This is a genomic window from Kaistia sp. SLG-1 (genome assembly GCF_059699055.1).
Genome location: NZ_AP048544.1, coordinates 2792850 through 2810640 on the forward strand (window position 1 = coordinate 2792850; position 17791 = coordinate 2810640).

Sequence of the window (17791 nt, forward strand, 5' to 3'; positions counted from 1 at the left end):
ATGCATCTCGTCGCCGGAGAGATGGAGCGGATCGACGATGGCGGCAGCGCCGTCGATCTCGACCAGTCGCCCGGCGACATCGTCATCCTGTCGGCCGCCGATACGGAGCTCGCCGCCTTCGCGGCGGCCTTCGCATCGACGCCGGAAGGGCCGTCGCTGCGCCTCGCCAATCTGATGCAGCTGACGCATCCCTATTCGGTCGATCTCTATCTCGAGAAGACGGTCGCGCAGGCAAAGCTCGTCTTCATCCGCATGATGGGCGGCGTCGGCTACTGGCCCTATGGGCTGGAGGCGATCCGCGCGCTCTCCCGCGCCGGCGGACCTGAGATCGCCGTCGTGCCCGGCGAGGATCGCTGGGATCCGGCGCTCGAGGCCTATTCGACCGTCGCGCCCGAGATCGCGCATCGGCTGTGGCGCTATTCCGCCGAAGGCGGCGCGATCAATATCGGCCGCGCGCTCGCCTATGCGCGCCATGTCGTCGGCGGGGGCGAAGCGCCGCCGGAGCCGCAGGTGCTTCCCGAGGTCGGCTTCTACCGTCCGGGCGAGGGTGTCGTCACGGAGGCGCTGCGGCCCGAGGATGCCGGCCGGCCGGTGGCGTTCCTCACCTTCTACCGCTCGGTCATTCCCGGCGGCTCGACCGAGCCGATCGACGCGATGGTGGAAGCGCTCGATCGCGAGGGCATCGCCACGGTGGCGATCTTCGCCTCCAGCCTGAAGAACGAGGAAGCGGCGGCCTTCGTCGACAGAGCTTTTGAGGATCTGAAGCCTGCGATTGTCCTCAACGCCACCGCCTTTGCGATTTCGCGTCCCGGTCGGGCGCATGAACCGACCGTGCTCGACCGGGCCGGAAAGCCGGTTCTGCAGCTCGTCTTCGCCGGCACCAGTCGCGAGGCGTGGCTCGAATCCACGCGCGGTCTCGGCCCGCGCGATCTGATCATGAATGTCGTGCTGCCCGAAGTGGATGGCCGCATTCTGACCCGCGCCGTGTCCTTCAAGGAAGAGGTCGAGAGCGACGGCCGCACCGACAGCCGCATCGTCGTCTACCGCGCCGACCGCGAGCGCATCGCCTTCGTGGCGGCACAGGCGGCCAACTGGGTGCGGCTCGCGGCGAAGGAGCCTGCCGATCGGAGGATCGCGCTCGTCCTCTCCAACTATCCCGATCGCGACGGCCGCCTCGCCAACGGCGTCGGCCTCGACACGCCGGAAAGCGCCGCCCGGATTGCTTCCGCCATGAAGGGGGCCGGCTATGCGCTGGAGGGATTCCCGGAGACGGGCAGGGCGCTGATGGAGCTGCTGCTCTCCGGCCCGACCAACGCGCTGGCGAAGCGGATGGAGCTTCGGGAAGAGGGGTCCGTTCCTTCACCTCTCCCAGGGGGAGAGGTCGGCCCGGAGGGCCGGGTGAGGGGTTCAGACCTGTCCGTTGAAGACGCAACCCCTCACCCGCCGGCTTCGCCGTCGATCCCGGATCAAGTCCGGGACAGGCTCTCTCCCTCTGGGAGAGGTGAAGAGATCGCGCTTTCCCTCGCCGACTACCGCGCCTTCCACGATGCGCTGCCGGAATCCGTCCGCGACGCGCTTGCCAATCGCTGGGGCGAGCCCGAGGTCGATCCGTTCTTCGCCGAAGGAGCCTTCCGGCTCGCCATCCATCGTTTCGGCAATGTCGTCGTCGGCATCCAGCCCGCGCGGGGCTATGGCATCGATCCGAAGGCGACCTATCACGATCCCGACCTCGTGCCGCCGCACCACTATCTCGCCTTTCATGCGTGGCTGCGGCAGAGCTTCAGCGTTGATGCGATCGTGCATGTCGGCAAGCACGGCAATCTCGAATGGCTGCCGGGCAAGGCGCTCGGCCTGTCGAATGCCTGCTGGCCGGAGGTCGTGCTGGGACCGACGCCGCTGATCTATCCCTTCATCGTCAACGATCCCGGCGAGGGCGCGCAGGCGAAGCGCCGCGCCTCGGCGGTGGTCGTCGATCACCTCATGCCGGCGCTGACGCGGGCCGAGGCGCATGGCGCCTTCGCCGAGATCGAGACGCTGATCGACGAGTACCATCTGGCGCTCGGCGCCGATCCCCGCCGGCGCGACCATCTCGAACGCGAGATTTTTGATCAGGCGGTGCGCCACGGCATCGACCGCGACCTCGGCATCGGCGTCGATGCCGACGCCGGTAGCGCGCTCCGCGCCATCGACGCGCATCTCTGCGAGATCAAGGAGCTGCAAATCCGCGACGGGCTGCACATCTTCGGCAGTTCTCCGATCGACGAACATCGCCTCGATACGCTTGTCGCTATCGCCCGCGTGCCCCGTTCTGGCGGTCGCCCGGAGGACGGCTCACTGCACCGCGCGATCTCAGCCGATCTCGGCCTCGACGATTTCGATCCGCTCGCCTGCGATCTCTCGGCCGACTGGGAGGGCACGAGGCCGGACGCGCTTGCCGACATGACCGATGCGCCCTGGCGCACCAATGGTGACACGGTCGAGCGCATCGAGATTATGGCCAAGGACATCGTCGCCTCGGCCCTGCTGTCCCCCACAAGGGGGGAGAGAGCCCTGCCGACGTCCGGCCCTGCCGCCGCGCCCGTCCTCGATTGGATCGTGCGGGAACTGGCCCCAGCGCTTGACCGCTGCGGGGCTGAAGAAATCGCCGCCGTGCTGACGGCGCTCGACGGTCGTTTCGTGCCGCCCGGTCCTTCGGGCGCGCCGTCGCGTGGCCGGCCGGACGTGCTGCCGACCGGCAAGAACTTCTATTCGGTCGATACCCGCGCCGTGCCGACCGCCAGCGCCTGGCGGATCGGCAAGGCCGCCGCCGAGGCGCTCGTACTGCGCTACATGCAGGACGAGGGCGAGTGGCCGCGCTCGGTGGCGATCTCCGCCTGGGGCACCGCCAACATGCGCACCGGCGGCGACGACATCGCGCAGGTGCTCGCTCTGATCGGCGCCGAGCCGGTCTGGGAAGCGGGCACCGGCCGCGTCACCGGGTTTCGCGTCCTGACGCTCTCCGAGCTTAAGCGGCCGCGCGTCGATGTCACGCTGCGCATTTCGGGCATGTTCCGCGACGCCTTCCCGGAGCAGATCGACCTGATCGATTCCGCCATCCGCGCCGTCGCCGCGCGCGACGAGCCTGCCGACGCCAATCCGATCGCGGCCGCGCATGGCGCGGGGCAGGACCTTGCCCGCATCTTCGGCTCGAAGCCCGGCTCCTATGGCGCCGGCCTGCAGGCGATGATCGACGAGAAGGTGTGGGACAGCCGCGCCGATCTCGCCGACGCCTTCCTCGCCTGGTCGAGCTTCGCCTATGGCGGCGGCGCCGAGGGCGAGGCGGCCGGCGACCGCCTGCGCGAGCGGCTCGCCGCCACCGACGCCGTCCTGCACAACCAGGACAATCGCGAGCACGACATCCTCGACAGCGACGACTACTACCAGTTCCAGGGCGGCCTCGCGGCGACGATCGAGACGCTGAAAGGCGCGGCGCCGCGGCTCTATCACGGCGATCATTCCCGCCCCGAGACGCCAGTCGTGCGGCCGCTGGCGGAAGAAATCGGCCGCGTCGTGCGCGGCCGGGCGATCAATCCGAAATGGATCGCCGGCTGCATGCGGCACGGCTACAAGGGCGCCTTCGAGATGGCGGCGACGCTCGACTATCTCTTCGCCTTCGCCGCGACGACGCACGCGGTCGGCGATCACCATTTCGATGCGCTCTACGACGCCTATATTGCCGATGACGACGTGCACTCCTTCATCGCCGCCGCCAATGAACCCGCGCTCGCCGAAATGGCGGACCGTTTTCTCGAAGCCATGGAGCGCGGCCTCTGGTCGCCGCGCGCCAACAGCGCCTATCAACGGCTGGCAGCCCTCGCTTCCCGCCGCGACGCCCGAAAGGAATTCGCATGACGATCGAAATGACCGAAGAGGAACTGAACGCCCGTCACGCGGAGAAGATGCGCAAGAAGAAGGTCGTGCGCGACAAGATCCTCGCCTCGAAGAACGTCGAGAAGGGCCTGCTCATCGTCCATACCGGCAAGGGCAAGGGCAAGTCGACGGCCGCCTTCGGCATGGCCTTCCGCTCGCTCGGCCATGGCCTGCCGGTCGCGATCGTCCAGTTCGTCAAGGGCGCGATGGAGACGGGCGAGCGCATGGCGCTGGAGCGCTTCGGCGATCTCGTCTCGATCAACCGCCTCGGCGAGGGCTTCACCTGGGAGACGCAGGACCGCCAGCGCGACATCGCCGCCGCCCAGCACGCCTGGGAGACGGCCAAGGAACTGATCAAGGGCGGCGAATATCATCTCGTCGTGCTCGACGAGCTCAACATCGTGCTCCGCTACGACTACCTGCCGCTCGCCGAAGTGCTTGAGTTCCTGACCACCGAGAAGCCGGCGGACGTGCATGTCGTCATCACCGGCCGCAACGCTCCCGAAGGCCTGATCGAGATTGCCGACCTCGTCACCGAGATGGAGCTGATCAAGCATCCGTTCCGCTCCGGCGTGAAGGCGCAGCAGGGCATCGAGTTTTGAGCAAGTCCGGGGTCGCTCCTAGGATCTTCCTGAGCGAGATCACGCCATTCTCGACATGCTGAGGAGGCCCGAAGGGCCGTCTCGAAGCACGCAAGGCGGTAGCGCCTTAAGTCTCGCTGCAGTCTCGCTGTGCGTCCTTCGAGACGGCTTGCTGCCCAAGCCTCCTCAGGATGTTGAAGATCCGGAGTTGCAAGACAGACGCCAAATACCCGCGCAATGGGCTCCCCGGGGACCGGTGAAGGGAAACCAATGACCGCCGCCATCATGTTCCAGGGCACCGGCTCGAATGTCGGCAAGTCGGTGCTCGTCGCCGGGCTGGCGCGGCTCTATGCGCGCAAAGGCATCCGCGTCGCGCCGTTCAAGCCACAGAACATGTCGAACAACGCCGCCGTGACGGCGGATGGCGGCGAGATCGGCCGGGCGCAGGCGCTGCAGGCGCGCGCCGCCGGGCTGGAACCGACCGTCCACATGAACCCGGTGCTCCTGAAGCCCGAGAGCGATACCGGCTCGCAGATCATCCTGCAGGGGCGGCGCTTCGGCACGATGCGGGCGCGCGAATACGGCAAGCGGAAGGCCGAACTGCTGCCGAGCATCCTCGAAAGCTTCGAGCGGTTGGGGCGAAATGCCGATCTGATCCTGGTCGAAGGCGCCGGCAGCCCGGCCGAAATCAACCTCAGATCCGGCGATATCGCCAATATGGGCTTTGCGGAGGCCGCCGACCTGCCGGTGATCCTGATCGGCGATATCGATCGGGGCGGCGTCATCGCCAGCCTCGTCGGCACGCGCGCCGTGCTGCCCCAGGCGGACCGCGAGCGGATCAAGGCGTTTCTCGTCAACAAGATGCGCGGCGATGCCAGGCTGTTCGACGACGGCGTCGCCGCCGTGCGCGCAGCGACCGGCTGGCCGTCGCTCGGCGTCGTGCCGTGGTTTTCCGAGGCGCACCGCCTGCCGGCCGAGGACATCCTCGACCTTTCCGGCGGCAGCGCGCGCGCCGGCACGCTTGTGATCGCCGTGCCGGTGCTGCCGCGCATCGCCAATTTCGACGATCTCGACCCGCTGGCGCTGGAACCGGGCGTCTCGGTCGTGCTGGTCCGGGCCGGCGAACCGATCCCGATCTCGGACGTGATCCTGATCCCAGGCTCGAAATCCACCATCGCCGATCTCGCCTTCGTCCGCGCGCAGGGCTGGGACATCGACATCCTGGCGCATCGACGGCGCGGCGGCCGTGTCATCGGCCTCTGCGGCGGCTACCAGATGCTGGGCAAGGCGATCTCGGATCCGGATGGCCTCGAAGGCCCGGCGGGCAGCGTGCCGGGGCTCGGCCTGCTCGATGTCGAGACTGTTCTTGCCGCCGACAAGACGACGGCGCCGTTCTCCGGCCGCGATGCGGCGTCAGGCCTGGCCGTCTCCGGCTACGAGATCCATCTCGGCCGCACCGACGGACCGGATCGCGCGCGGCCCTGGCTGGAGCGCGCGGGTGCGGGCGAGGGAGCCGTCTCGCCGGATGGGCGGGTGCGCGGCAGCTATGTGCACGGCCTCTTCGGCGACGATGATTTCCGGCGCGATTTCCTCGTCAAGATCGGCGCGGAACCCTCGGATCTCACATACGAAATCGAGATCGACCGGGTGCTCGACCGGCTCGCCGACCATCTGGAGGAACACGTCGATACCGACGCCATCCTCAGGTATGCAACCAAAGCCAGAGCATGAGGATTCCGGTGGCGCCGAGCGCCGTCGCCGCCCTTAGAATTTTGAGCGCACGGCCGATGTCGCCGGGCCCGGCCTCGTGCCGGCCGGCATCGTTCAGATAGGGATCCTCGACCACGCGCTCGCCATAGCGGCGCGGACCGGCGAGCGCGAGGCCGAGCGCGCCGGCCATGGCCGCCTCCGGCCAGCCGGCATTCGGCGAGCGATGCTTTCGCGCGTCGTCGAGCATCACCATGAAGGACTGCTTGATCGTGCCGCCGGCAAAGGGCGCGGCCATCGCGATGAGGAAGCCCGCGAGCCGGCTCGCGGGCAGATTGACGAGGTCATCGAGACGCGCCGCCGCCCAGCCGAACGCCTCGTGCCGGGCCGAGCGGTGGCCGATCATCGAATCCGCTGTGTTGATCATCTTGTAGGCGAAGAGCCCCGGCAGGCCGAAGACGGCGAACCAGAAGGCCGGCGCGACGACGCCATCGGAAAAATTCTCGGCCGTCGATTCGATCGCGGCACGGGTGACGCCCGCCTTGTCGAGGCTCTCTGGATCGCGGCCAACGATCATCGAGACCGCCTGCCGCGCCGTCTCCAGCCCGCCTGAATAGAAGGCCTGCAGCACGCGGGCGACATGGACATAGAGGCTGCGGCTGGCGAGCAGCACTGACGCGATGATCGGGATCAGCACGAAGCCATAGGTGAAGCTCGCCGCCAGCCGCTCGATCAGGACGCCGGCGAACCAGGCGATCGCGACCAGGACGACGATGACCAGGACGCCTGCGATGCGGCGGATCCAGGGAGCCGCGCCGTCGCGGTTGAAGGTCCGGTCGCAGAAGCCGATCAGCCCGCCGAACCAGGTCACCGGATGCGGCAGGCGGCGCCAGATCCAGTCGGGATCGCCGACGAGCGCGTCGATGCCGATGGCGGCGATCAGCAGGAGCAGGCGAAAATCGAATGGGAATTCGGTCATGCGGGCTTAGGGTCCGTACTCAATTAGGAATGGGGCAGCGCTTGATGGAAACCGATGCAGTTCCAGGAGATGACGGCGAAGTTGGGCCTCCCCCAACGAGCCGACGGCGACGCCGAAATGCGTCGGTTTCCATCAAGCCCTGCGGGTTGGGCGAAAATCGTGCGCGGGTGCGTCGCCGATCCGCGCCGATGGATAGCCATCGGCTGTGGTCGGCTCCTGCCCGCGCGCGATTTTGGCCCAACGCTGCTCCGTTCCTAATTGGGTACGGACCCTAGGGTTACGAGCGGCCGAGGCGGGCGCGTTCGGCGGCGAGCGTCTCGATCGCTTCCGGCAGCGACGGCCCGGCGCAGATGGTAAGCCGGCCGGGCAGGGTGATGCGGCGATCCGCCGGGTAGAGCGCCCGAAGCGCCGGATGGGCGAGCAGCGCGCTGCCCTGGTCGGCGGCCACGACATGCGGATCGGCGACGACGAGGAGATCCGGCTTGCCGGTGACGATGCGCTCGAGCGGCACGAAGCCGCCGGTCTTGCCGGCGAGCGCGCCGCCCATGTCATCGAAGCCGGCAAGGCGCAGCAGTTCGCCGGTCAGCGTGTTCTGGCCGGTGACATAGCCGCGACGCTGGTAGACGGCGACGGTCGGCTCGTGCCCGCCGGGATCGGCTGCCGCGGCCTTCGCCCGCGCCGCCTCGATGCGGGCGATCAGGTTGTCGCCGCGATCGGGATGGCCGATCAGCGCCGCGACGTCGCGGATCTGGGCGATCGAATCGTCGATCGATTTCACGTTGTCGAGCTCGACGACCTTGTAGCCGAGCCGCTTCAGCATGGCGCGCGTCTCGCGCTTGGTGAACTTGCCGGCGAGGACGAGGTCGGGCTTGCGCTCGATCACGGTCTCGGCCGCGCCGGCGTCATGCCGGAAGGCCTTCGCCTGCTCGGCGAGATAGGAATAGGCGGGATCGGTCGCATAGAGCGAAAGCGCCGCGATCTGGCCGGGATCGGCGAGCGCCAGCAGCAACTGGTCGGCGCAGGCGTTGATCGAGACGATCCGCTGCGGCGCGGCCACAGGTACGGCAGCAGGCGCGGGAGCAGCCAGCGCAGGGCCGGTTAGTGCCCAAGCTGCCACAATCAGACCGAACTTGTTGACCCACGCGCGCATGAGGTGCGCTCCCGCTTGCAGTGACCTGGGACCTCGTCTACCGCTTCTGAAGCGAGCGGCAAAGCCGTCTCGCAGGACCCGGGACACAAACGTGACGGGTGCACTGACCAGATCGATCCAACCGAGGTCTGCCTGATGACATTCTCCGAACGGCGCCGGGGGCGCGCCGCTCTCTCCCTGTTTGCGTCTTTGCCTGTGATGCTCGCCGCCGGTGCCGCGAGCGCCGACCAGCTCGACGACATCGTCGTGACCGCGTATCGCAGCCCGACCGACATCACCAAATCCGGCAGCGCCATCACCGTCATTCCCGGCGACAAGATCAACAACGCCTCGCCGGGCTCGCTGGTCGATGTGCTGCGCCAGGTGCCCGGCGTCACCGTCACCCAGTCGGGCGGCCCCGGTGGCACCACTGAGGTGAGCATTCGCGGCGCCGAGGCGGGCCATACGCTGGTGCTGATCGACGGCGTCCGGGTCAACGACCCGGCGAGCGCCCGCAACACCTTCGATTTCGCCGTGTTCTCGCCCACCGATATCGAGCGGGTCGAGGTCCTGCGCGGCCCGCAGAGCGCGCTCTACGGTTCCGATGCCATGGGCGGCGTCATCAACATCATCACCAGGAAGCGCACCGGCGCGCTGACCGCGACGGCCGGTGTCGAGGGCGGCAGCTACGGCACCGTCGCCGGCAACGCCACGGCCGGCGGCAGCGTCGGCCCGGTCAGCCTCTCGGTCAGCGGCACGGCGTTCGACACGCACGGCTTCTCGCGCGTCGGCGATCGCGACGACGGCGAGGCGGACGGCACGCGCAAGTTCGCCGGCACGGCGCGCGGCAGCTACGACTCGGGCGAGGGGAAGGCGTTCAGCTTCGGCGTCACCGCCTATCGCCAGGAATCGGACGTCGACCGCGGCTCGAAGCCGACCGACGACCTGCCGGGCTATGAGCGCAACCGCGACGTCGTCTCCGGCTTCGGCCGTTTCGATTTCGAATCGTTCGACGGCAAGATCGCCAACCAGATCAACTTCTTCGGCACCCAGACGACGAGCGCCTACATCGAGCCGCTGACGCTCACTACCAAGCCGAGCACCAGCTTTCTCGGCCGTGTCGGCGACTCGACCGGCCTCGACTATGGCGTCGAATACCAGGGCACGATCGATCTCGCCCGCTACGGCACGCTGATCGTCGGCGGCCGGGCCGAGCGCGAATCCGGCGAGCAGGACACGACGACGACCTCGCTCGCCGGCGTCGATAAGAACGTGCAGAGCTTCGACGACGCGCGCACGCTGCTCGCGGTCTACGCGCTGCAGCAGTTCACCCTGTTCGACAATCTGAACCTGTCGCTCGGCGGGCGCTATGACGAGGACGTCGACGGCCAGGGCTTCCTGACCGGGCGCGCCACCGCCGCCTATCTGATCAACCAGACCGGCACCAAGCTCCGCGGCAGCTTCGGCAACGCCGCCAAGCGGCCGACCATGTTCCAGCTGTTCGATGCACAATACGGCAATCCGGATCTCATTGATGAGGAGAGCTGGGGCGGTGACATCGGCATCGACCAGGAGCTGTTCGATGGCCGGGTGCAAGTTTCGGCGACCGGCTTCTACAACCGATTCACCAATCTTATCAGCTACTCGCTCGCGACGAACGACTACATCAACATCACCAATGCCGAGACCTCCGGCCTCGAGCTCTCGGCCGACGCGGTGCTCTTTCCCTCCGTGCTGAAGGCGACCGGCACCTACACCTATCTCCACGCCACCAATCTCGACAGCGGCCTGCCGCTGTCGCGCCGGCCGGAGAACAGCGGCTCGCTGACGCTGACCTATACCGGCATCGAGAATTTCGAGTTCGGCGCCACGGCGATCTTCGTCGGCGAGCGCTTCAACAACGATCCGGCGAAAGCGGCCCAGTTGGTTCCGCTGGATGGCTACACCAAGATTGACCTCAACGCGTCCTACCGGCTCAATCCCCAGACGACGCTTTATGCCCGGCTCGAAAACCTGACCAACGTCGAATACCAGGACGCCTTCGGCTACAACAATGCCGGCCGTTCGGGCTATGTCGGATTGAGATGGACGCATTGACCGCAGCACGGCCGGATATCTTGAAACGAGGGGCGGCGAGCCGCTTCCTCGTGCCCGGCCTCGTTGCGCTCGTCGTCATCCTCTTCCTGCTGTCGCTCGGCATCGGCCCCGTCATCCTGCCGCTGCGCGCCGTCGTCGACGGGCTGCTCGGCACGGGCGACGAGGCCGCGCGGCTGATCGTCCGCGAAATCCGCCTGCCGCGCGCCATCCTCGCTGTGGCGATCGGCTTTTCGCTCGGCCTTTCGGGCGCGGCGCTGCAGGGGTTGCTGCGCAATCCGCTCGCCTCGCCCTCGCTGTTCGGCGCTCCCTCGGCGGCGGCCTTCGGCGCCGTGCTCGTCATCGCCTTCGGCGTGTTCGACGCGCTCTCCTTCTTCCTGCCGATCGCGGCGATGCTCGGCGCGCTGCTCTCGGTGGGACTGCTGCTCCTGATCGCCGGCCCGCGCGCCAGCCTGCTCGTCGTTATCCTCGCCGGCCTCGCCATTTCGAGCCTGGCCGGAGCGGCGACCTCCTTGGCCCTCAATCTCGCGCCGAATCCCTTCGCAGCACTCGAGATCGCGTTCTGGCTGCTCGGCTCGCTCGAGGATCGCAGCATGCAGCACGTCTTCATCGCGCTGCCCTTTATCCTTGCCGGCACGATCCTGCTGTTCGTCGACGGCGCCGCTTTCCGCGCGCTGACATTGGGCGAGGACGCGGCCGCGAGCCTCGGCATCCGGCTCGGCCGGGTGCGGCTCCGCGTCGTGCTCGGCGTGGCGCTCGCGGTCGGTGGCGGCGTCGCGGTCGCCGGCACGATCGGCTTTGTCGGTCTCGTCGCGCCGCATCTGGTGCGCCCGTTCGTGCGCCATGATCCGGCGCGGCTGATGTTGCCAGCGGCGCTCGCGGGCGCGGCGCTGCTGACGGCCGCCGATATCCTGGTGCGGATCATTCCGGCGCAGAACGAGATCAAGGTCGGCGTCGTCACGGCATTGATCGGCGCGCCGCTCTTCATCGTGCTGGTGTTCCGCCATCGCCGCGGGCTGACGGGGGAGGTGTCGTGATGACGGCGCTCCTCCGCGCGGAAGCGATCGGCGCGACGCTCGGCCGGCGCAGCGTACTCGAAAACGTCGATCTCTCGGTCTCGGCCGGCGAGCTTGTCGTGGTGATCGGGCCGAACGGCGCCGGCAAGACCACGCTGGTCCGCCGGCTGGCCGGGCTGCTCGAAGGGCCGGGATCGATCCATATCGGCGACCAACGGAGCGAGGCGCTTTCGCCGCGCGTCCGCGCTCGCCGGATCGGCTATCTGCCGCAGGGCCACGTGTTCCACTGGCCGCTCTCCGTCGCCGACGTCGTGGCGCTCGGGCGCATTCCGCATGGCGCCGGCGCCGCCGATCTCGGCGACAGCGATCGCGCCGCCGTGCTGCGCGCACTGGAGGCGACGGGAACGCTCGATTTCGCCGAGCGCGCCGTGACGACGCTGTCAGGCGGCGAACGCGCCCGCGTCGCCTTGGCGCGCGTCCTCGCCGGCGAACCGGAAATCATCCTCGTCGACGAGCCGGTCGCCGCCCTCGACGTCCGCTACCAGTTCGTCGTGCTCGACCTCTTGCGCGAGCGGGCGAGGGCCGGCGCGGCGATCGTCGCCGTGCTGCACGATCTCTCGCTCGCCGCCCGCTATGCCGACCGGCTGGTGCTGATCGCGGGCGGTCGCATTGTGGCGGAGGGGCCGCCCGCGGCGGTGCTGACACAGGACAATCTCGCCGCGACCTTCGGCATAAGGGCGACGATCGAGACGCAGGAAGGCCGCCTGATCGTCACGCCGCAGGGGGCCATCTAGGCCCCCTGCGCGCATCGCGTTCACAGCGAGATCCGGGCGAACGCAGCCCGGAGGCGGTCGAACCGATCGTCGGCAGGGATCCCGAACCGGATGACGCCGGGCCGATCGGCGAAAATGCGCGTCCAGATGCCCTGCCGGGCCAGTGCCTCGTGCAACGCGGTCGCATCCGGCGTCCGGGCCAGCACGAACAGGTCGGTGCCGCCGGCGATCGTCAGTCCCGCGCCCTCCAGAATCGCGTCCAGCCGCGCGCGACCGGCGCGAAGGTGGCGGCGGGCGGAGGCCTGCCAGACCGAATCGGCGAGGGCCTGGATGCCGATCGAGATGGCGGGGCCGGAGACCGGCCAGTCGCCGAGAAGCCGCGCCAACGGGGCGACGAGATCCGGCCGGCCGACGACGAAACCGAGGCGCAGGCCGGCCAGCCCATAAAACTTTCCGAACGAGCGCAGGACGACGACCGGTTCGTTCGCGAGATGAGGAATGACGCTGAATTCCGGAGCGACATCGCCGAACGCCTCGTCGACGACGAGCACGCCGCCCCGGCTCGTCAGCGTGGCCGCGACGGCCAGCAACTCGGCCGGGTCGAAGCGGCGGCCGTCCGGGTTGTTGGGATTGACCACGACGACGATCGGCGCCCGTTCGGCGGCCTCGGCCAGCGAGGGAACGATGGTCACGCGCCGGTTGGAAGCGCCCCACGCCTCGGCATGCCCGGCATAGGTCGGCCCGATGACGGCGACGTCGCCGGCCGGCGCGGCGAGCGGCAGCAGGCGCAGCGCTAGATCGGAGCCCGCGACGGCGGCGACCGCCAGGCCGCGCGGTACGCGACAGCTCTGCCGCGCGACGACGAGGAGATCCGCCAGCGCCGCCGGATCCGGCAGCCGATGGAAGCCCTCGGGCGGCAGATCGGGCAGCGGATAGGGATGCGGGTTGATGCCGGTCGAGAGGTCGAGCCAGTCGGCAAGCGGAACGCCATGGCGCTCCGAGGCGTCCCGAAGGGCGCCGCCGTGACGGGGAAGGGCGGTCAGATCCAGCATCCCGGCCTTATCGTCCCGAAGCGGCCGACTTGCAATCACCCGGCTCGATCTGCGCGCCAGTCGCCCGGAAGAGGGTGTCGAGGATGGATCGCCTTCCCCTACGTTACGCAGCGGCGCGACTCGGGCATAGTCAACTTCATGCGACTTCGCCGGCGCAACGCCGCCGGTCGGCAGCCGCGCGTTTCGCATTTCCGTTCCGGATTTCAGCAGGTCCCCGCCTCATGAGTGTCCTCATCGCGATCGCCGAAGTGAACTTCGTCCTGTTCGGCCTCGTGCTGCTCGCAGCCCAGCTTCTCGTGCACGAGATCGGCTATCGCATCGGCTTGCGTCGTCACGTTTCCGGCGGCCAGCCCGAGACGGTCGGGGTCGTCGTCGGCGGCCTGCTGGGGCTGCTCGCCTTCGTGCTGGCGCTGACGCTCTCCTATGCCAATACCCGCTTTTCCGAGCGACGGGCGGGCACGCTCGTCGAGGCCAACGCGATCGGCACCGCCTGGCTTCGCGCCAAGGCGATCGGCACGCCGCGCGGCGAGGAGATCGCCCACCTGCTGGAGACCTATACCGGCCTGCGCAAGGCCTTCATCCTCGCCGAGGGCGGAGGCGGCGGCAACATCGACAATCTGAACGACAGCACCAATGCGATGCAGTCGGAGATCTGGGGGCATCTGACGGGCCTCGTCCGCGAGCAACCCGGTCCGATCTCGGCCTCGCTGATGGCGGCGCTGAACGACGTCTTCGACGCCGCGACGAGCGAGCGGCTCGCCTTCGAGACGAGGCTGCCGGCGCAGATCTTCTGGCTCTTGATCGCGCTCACCATGGTCAGCATGGCCTGCCTCGGCTATCAGCTCGGGCTCCGGGAGAGGCCGGCGCGCTTCCTGATGGCGCTGCTGTCGCTGATGTGGACCGTGGTGATCGTCGACATTCTGGATCTGTCGGCCGCCCGCCTCGGCAGCTTCCGCACCAGTGTCGCCGTCTATGACTGGACGGCGCGCGGCTTCCAGGGTGGGATCACGGTGCCGCCCCTGCCAGCCGGGCCGTAAAGCTGAATCAGAGCCCGCGCGAGCAGGTTGCAGGGGTCGTCCATGCGGAGGAGGGCGCTCGTCCGATGCAGCGGGGAACGCTGCGGCCGCGGGTTCGCGTGTCGTCGGAAAAAGCGAATTTTGAGGGCAAATATCGCTCTTGGAGCGATGGAGGCCTCGCCCGGAATCGAACCGGGATGCAAGGATTTGCAGTCCTCTGCGTAACCATTCCGCCACGAGGCCCTCGGGTTGGGGATGTAGAGGTAAGGGCAGGGGTTAGGCAAGAGCTAAATCACTCGTCATCCACGACTTAACCGCGCTTCCCCCCAATTTGGGTACGGGGCCGCGACGGCCTGCGGCGCTGGAACCCGTTGGAATGGCTTGTCACCTCGCCGAACCACCGGTATTGGAACGTCTATTGCCACATGACGATAAAGGGTCCCGGATCATGGTCGATTTCGCCAAGGCGCGAACCACGATGGTGGACTGTCAGATTCGCACCGTCGACGTCACCGAATATGACGTGCTCGACGCCTTCTCCGCGGTGCCGCGCGAGAACTTCGTGCCAGATCATCTGAAGCCGCTTGCCTATATCGATGAAGACATCCTGGTGTCAGCCCAGGGCAGCGCGCCGCGCTACGTGATGGAGCCGGGGCCGCTGGCCAAGCTGGTGCAGCTCGCCGGAATCCAGGCGACCGACCGCGTGCTCGATATCGGTACGGCCACCGGTTATTCCGCCGCCATCCTCTCCCGCGTCGCGGCCTCCGTCGTGGCGCTCGAATCGGACGAGGCTCTCGCTGCCGCCGCGGTCGCGAACCTGGCCGGCGTCGGCGCCACGAATGTCGAGGTCGTGCTCGGACCGCTCACCCAGGGCTACGCCGCCAAGGCTCCCTATGACGTCATCCTGCTCGAGGGCGCCGTCGAGGAGATTCCGCAGGCCATCCTCGACCAGATCGGCGAGGGCGGTCGAATCGTCGCCGTGGTGGGAACACACGGCCTCGCAGCCAAGGCGACGGTCTATACACGCTCTGGTGGGTCGATCAGCGGTCGTCCCGCGTTCAATACCCATGTCCGGCCGCTGCCTGGCTTCGCCAAGCCCAAGGCCTTCGTATTCTGATTTCGTTGTAATTTCAGATAGTTAAGCCAAAAGTCCCGAATCTCGCTTAGTGCGCAGGCTGTGGCTTTCCAGTCGCATGGTACGGTTTATTGAGCCTTAAGGGCGGCTGTGCCATTTGACGGTCTCCCGGCCTGTCGTACATTGACGATGAATTGTCCGACGGTGGACGTCCGGTAGGGGGGCGTCGCCTCGCAACGCCGAGGTCTTGAACGTGGTTTTTTCTCGGGTCTATCTGGCAACCGTGGCCTTGGCTGTGGTTATCGTAGCTGCCCCCTCTGTCCAGGCTGACACACTGACGTCTGCGCTGTCGCAGACCTACAACAACAATCCGACTCTCAACGCCATGCGCGCCCAGCTGCGCGCTACGGACGAGAATGTCCCGCAGGCTCTTTCCGGCTACCGCCCGGTGCTGACCGGCAATGCCTTCATCGGCCCGTCTTACACCCGGGGGCGCAGCTCGCCCCTGGCGCGCATCGGTTCGGAGACGACCTGGCCGCGCGGCGTGGGACTGACGATCGAACAGCCGATTTTTCGCGGCTTCCGGACCCAGAACGCGGTGAAGCAGGCCGAGTCGTCGGTTCTCGCCGGCCGCGAGATCCTGCGCTCGACCGAGCAGGACGTTCTGCTCGACGCGGTGACCGCCTATACCAACGTCATCCAGCAGCAGGCCATCGTCGGTCTGCGCGAACAGAACATCACCTTCCTGCGCGAGCAGCAGCGCGCCGCCACCGACCGCCTGAAGGTGGGCGAGGGCACGCGTACGGATCTTGCCCAGACGGACGCGGCGCTCAGCCAGGGCCAGACGGCCTATGAAGTCGCCGTCTCGGACCTGAACTCCGCCAAGGCGACCTATCTGCAGATCATCGGTGTCGCGCCGAAGAGCCTGTCGGTGCCGCCGATCAATACGCGCCTGCTGCCGAAGTCGGCCGAGGCTGCCGTCTCCACCGGCCAGTCGCGACATCCGCTGATCCGGGCTGCGAGCTACAATGTCGATACGGCTGCCTTCAACGTGAAGGTGATCGAGGGTCAGCTCCTGCCGACCGTCTCGCTGCGGGGCGACCTCCAGCACCAGGACGATCCGTCGGTCACGGGCTCCTGGGGCAATTCCGCGTCGATCACGGCCAACCTCACCGTGCCGATCTACGAGGGCGGCGTCGTCTACTCGCAGACCCGCCAGGCCAAGGAGACGCTGGGTCAGCGTCGCATTCAGCTCGACTCGGCCCGCGACCAGGTCCGCGCCGCGGCGGTCTCGGCCTATGGCCAGCTCGAAGCGGCGATCGCGTCGATCACCTCGGCCCAATCGCAGGTAAAGGCCTCGCAGCTGGCGCTCGAAGGCGTCATCGAAGAGCAGAAGGTCGGCCAGCGCACCACCCTCGACGTGCTGAACCAGCAGCAGTCGCTGCTGCAGGCGCGCGAAACGCTGATCCTGGCGCAGCGCGCCCAGATCGTCGCGTCCTACACGCTGCTCTCGACCGCCGGCGGTCTTTCGGCCGAGAACCTGGCGCTCAAGGTTCAGCGCTACGAGCCGAAGCAGCATTACGAGGCGGTCCGCGACAAGTGGATCGGCCTGCGCACGCCGGACGGACGGTAGTACCCGCTGCTGTCGGGGGAAAAGCGATCGGCCTTGTTCCGGCCGGTCGCGGTTTTCGCTACCCTGACACCCGGAATCGCACGCGTATCAAGGCGATTCGGCAATGTCTGTTGGGTGTGGGGTGGCGATGGCCAAAGTCAGTGCGGCGCAAGAGCCTTCGATGGAAGAGATCCTCGCCTCGATCCGCCGGATCATTTCCGAGGATGATTCCGGCCTTGGCGCGCTCAAGCCCGCCGATGCGGACAGCGCGCCGGCCCGGCTGCCGAGCGTGCCGGTCTCGGCCGCCGATATTGATGCCCTGTTCAGCGCCCGCGTCAATGAATTCGCGCCGATCGAGCCGCCCCGCGCCGAAACGCCCCGGGTCGAGCTGCCGCGTGTAGAACTTCCGCCGGCGCCCGTCGCGCCGTCGCAGCCGGCCGTCGAGCCGCGCATGCTGCGCACCACGTTGCCGCCGCTGCCGGAACCCACGCAGGCCGTCGCCCGCGTGGAACGGCCGGCGCCGCCGGCGCCCGTCAAATCCGCAGCCGACGACCTGGCGCACAATGCGCCGCTGCTGTCGCAGGCGGCGGATGCCGCCGTGACGTCGGCCTTTGGCGACCTCTCGAACACGGTGCTTTCCGCGAACAGCCGGACGCTGGACGATCTGGTCAAGGAAATGCTTCGGCCGATGCTGAAGAACTGGCTCGACAGCAATCTGCCGCCGCTCGTCGAGCGACTGGTTCGCGACGAGATCGAGCGTCTGTCCCGCCGCCGCTGAGCGGCCGTTTCCGGACGCTTCCTGCCTTCTAATACCCGCATCGGCTCCCCTTCCCATTTGCCTGGGCGGT

General features: G+C 67.9%; 13 protein-coding genes and 1 tRNA gene. 10 read left to right on the plus strand and 4 right to left on the minus strand.

Translation table 11 applies throughout. The features are described 5' to 3' along the window. The 3 genes from cobN (at window position 1) to AC6HZP_RS12660 (ending at window position 6221) form a co-directional block, all read left to right on the plus strand. On the plus strand, window positions 1-3891 hold the full coding sequence (gene cobN, locus AC6HZP_RS12650; protein ID WP_497523158.1) for a cobaltochelatase subunit CobN: 3891 nt from the start codon (window positions 1-3) through the stop codon (window positions 3889-3891). Then, window positions 3888-4511, plus strand: a complete 624-nt coding sequence (gene cobO / locus AC6HZP_RS12655; RefSeq protein WP_497523159.1) for a cob(I)yrinic acid a,c-diamide adenosyltransferase — start codon at window positions 3888-3890, stop codon at window positions 4509-4511. Before cobN ends, cobO begins: the two co-directional genes overlap by 4 nt. 249 nt (window positions 4512-4760) lie before the next feature. After that, window positions 4761-6221, plus strand: coding sequence for a cobyric acid synthase (locus AC6HZP_RS12660; protein WP_497523160.1), 1461 nt, complete (start codon window positions 4761-4763; stop codon window positions 6219-6221). Here AC6HZP_RS12660 and cbiB read toward each other — a convergent pair. Both cbiB and AC6HZP_RS12670 read right to left on the minus strand, forming a co-directional pair. Further along, the gene (cbiB, locus tag AC6HZP_RS12665; protein ID WP_497523161.1) at window positions 6193-7176 is read right to left on the minus strand and encodes an adenosylcobinamide-phosphate synthase CbiB; all 984 of its coding nucleotides are present in this window, start codon (window positions 7174-7176) and stop codon (window positions 6193-6195) included. The genes AC6HZP_RS12660 and cbiB overlap by 29 nt on opposite strands. Before the next feature lie 277 nt (window positions 7177-7453). After that, a complete protein-coding gene (locus tag AC6HZP_RS12670; protein ID WP_497523162.1) occupies window positions 7454-8233 on the minus strand; it encodes an ABC transporter substrate-binding protein in 780 nt (259 codons plus the stop codon). Between the two features lie 228 nt (window positions 8234-8461). Here AC6HZP_RS12670 and AC6HZP_RS12675 point away from each other — a divergent pair, with 228 nt between their 5' ends. From AC6HZP_RS12675 to AC6HZP_RS12685, 3 genes are read left to right on the plus strand one after another with little or no spacing between them, the layout of a single operon-like run. Beyond that, the gene (locus AC6HZP_RS12675) at window positions 8462-10402 is read left to right on the plus strand and encodes a TonB-dependent receptor plug domain-containing protein (protein WP_497523163.1); all 1941 of its coding nucleotides are present in this window, start codon (window positions 8462-8464) and stop codon (window positions 10400-10402) included. Beyond that, a complete protein-coding gene (locus AC6HZP_RS12680; RefSeq protein ID WP_497523164.1) occupies window positions 10390-11436 on the plus strand; it encodes a FecCD family ABC transporter permease in 1047 nt (348 codons plus the stop codon). The genes AC6HZP_RS12675 and AC6HZP_RS12680 overlap by 13 nt, the downstream gene beginning before the upstream one ends. Beyond that, window positions 11436-12209 carry an ABC transporter ATP-binding protein gene (locus AC6HZP_RS12685; RefSeq protein WP_497523165.1) on the plus strand — a complete coding sequence of 258 codons (774 nt, stop codon included), beginning with the start codon at window positions 11436-11438 and terminating at the stop codon, window positions 12207-12209. The genes AC6HZP_RS12680 and AC6HZP_RS12685 overlap by 1 nt, the downstream gene beginning before the upstream one ends. Before the next feature lie 20 nt (window positions 12210-12229). Here AC6HZP_RS12685 and cobD read toward each other — a convergent pair whose 3' ends face one another. Continuing rightward, window positions 12230-13240, minus strand: a complete 1011-nt coding sequence (gene cobD, locus AC6HZP_RS12690; RefSeq protein ID WP_497523166.1) for a threonine-phosphate decarboxylase CobD — start codon at window positions 13238-13240, stop codon at window positions 12230-12232. Window positions 13241-13461: 221 nt separating this feature from the next. Here cobD and AC6HZP_RS12695 point away from each other — a divergent pair, with 221 nt between their 5' ends. After that, window positions 13462-14277 (plus strand): bestrophin-like domain, encoded by an 816-nt coding sequence (locus AC6HZP_RS12695; protein WP_497523167.1) that lies wholly within the window; start codon window positions 13462-13464, stop codon window positions 14275-14277. Window positions 14278-14425: 148 nt separating this feature from the next. Here the strand turns inward: AC6HZP_RS12695 and AC6HZP_RS12700 are convergent. Then, window positions 14426-14499: transfer RNA gene (locus tag AC6HZP_RS12700), tRNA-Cys, on the minus strand. A gap of 205 nt (window positions 14500-14704) precedes the next feature. On the opposite strand from AC6HZP_RS12700, the gene AC6HZP_RS12705 reads away from it, so the two are divergent. The 3 genes from AC6HZP_RS12705 (at window position 14705) to AC6HZP_RS12715 (ending at window position 17721) form a co-directional block, all read left to right on the plus strand. Further along, window positions 14705-15373: a protein-L-isoaspartate O-methyltransferase family protein gene (locus AC6HZP_RS12705; protein ID WP_497523168.1), complete on the plus strand. Its 669-nt coding sequence runs from the start codon at window positions 14705-14707 to the stop codon at window positions 15371-15373. Between the two features lie 253 nt (window positions 15374-15626). Further along, a complete protein-coding gene (locus AC6HZP_RS12710; RefSeq protein ID WP_497526800.1) occupies window positions 15627-16964 on the plus strand; it encodes a TolC family outer membrane protein in 1338 nt (445 codons plus the stop codon). Window positions 16965-17124: 160 nt separating this feature from the next. Beyond that, entirely contained in the window at window positions 17125-17721 is a 597-nt protein-coding gene (locus tag AC6HZP_RS12715; RefSeq protein WP_497523169.1) for a PopZ family protein, read from the plus strand. The last annotated feature ends 70 nt before the right edge of the window (window positions 17722-17791 follow it).

Coding starts and splice junctions, on each gene's coding strand:
- cobN (WP_497523158.1), top strand. CDS start 1: ATGCATCTCGTCGCCGGAGAGATGGAGCGGATCGACGATGGCGGCAGC.
- cobO (WP_497523159.1), top strand. CDS start 3,888: ATGACGATCGAAATGACCGAAGAGGAACTGAACGCCCGTCACGCGGAG.
- AC6HZP_RS12660 (WP_497523160.1), top strand. CDS start 4,761: ATGACCGCCGCCATCATGTTCCAGGGCACCGGCTCGAATGTCGGCAAG.
- cbiB (WP_497523161.1), bottom strand. CDS start 7,176: ATGACCGAATTCCCATTCGATTTTCGCCTGCTCCTGCTGATCGCCGCC.
- AC6HZP_RS12675 (WP_497523163.1), top strand. CDS start 8,462: ATGACATTCTCCGAACGGCGCCGGGGGCGCGCCGCTCTCTCCCTGTTT.
- AC6HZP_RS12680 (WP_497523164.1), top strand. CDS start 10,390: ATGGACGCATTGACCGCAGCACGGCCGGATATCTTGAAACGAGGGGCG.
- AC6HZP_RS12685 (WP_497523165.1), top strand. CDS start 11,436: ATGACGGCGCTCCTCCGCGCGGAAGCGATCGGCGCGACGCTCGGCCGG.
- cobD (WP_497523166.1), bottom strand. CDS start 13,240: ATGCTGGATCTGACCGCCCTTCCCCGTCACGGCGGCGCCCTTCGGGAC.
- AC6HZP_RS12695 (WP_497523167.1), top strand. CDS start 13,462: ATGAGTGTCCTCATCGCGATCGCCGAAGTGAACTTCGTCCTGTTCGGC.
- AC6HZP_RS12705 (WP_497523168.1), top strand. CDS start 14,705: ATGGTCGATTTCGCCAAGGCGCGAACCACGATGGTGGACTGTCAGATT.
- AC6HZP_RS12715 (WP_497523169.1), top strand. CDS start 17,125: ATGGAAGAGATCCTCGCCTCGATCCGCCGGATCATTTCCGAGGATGAT.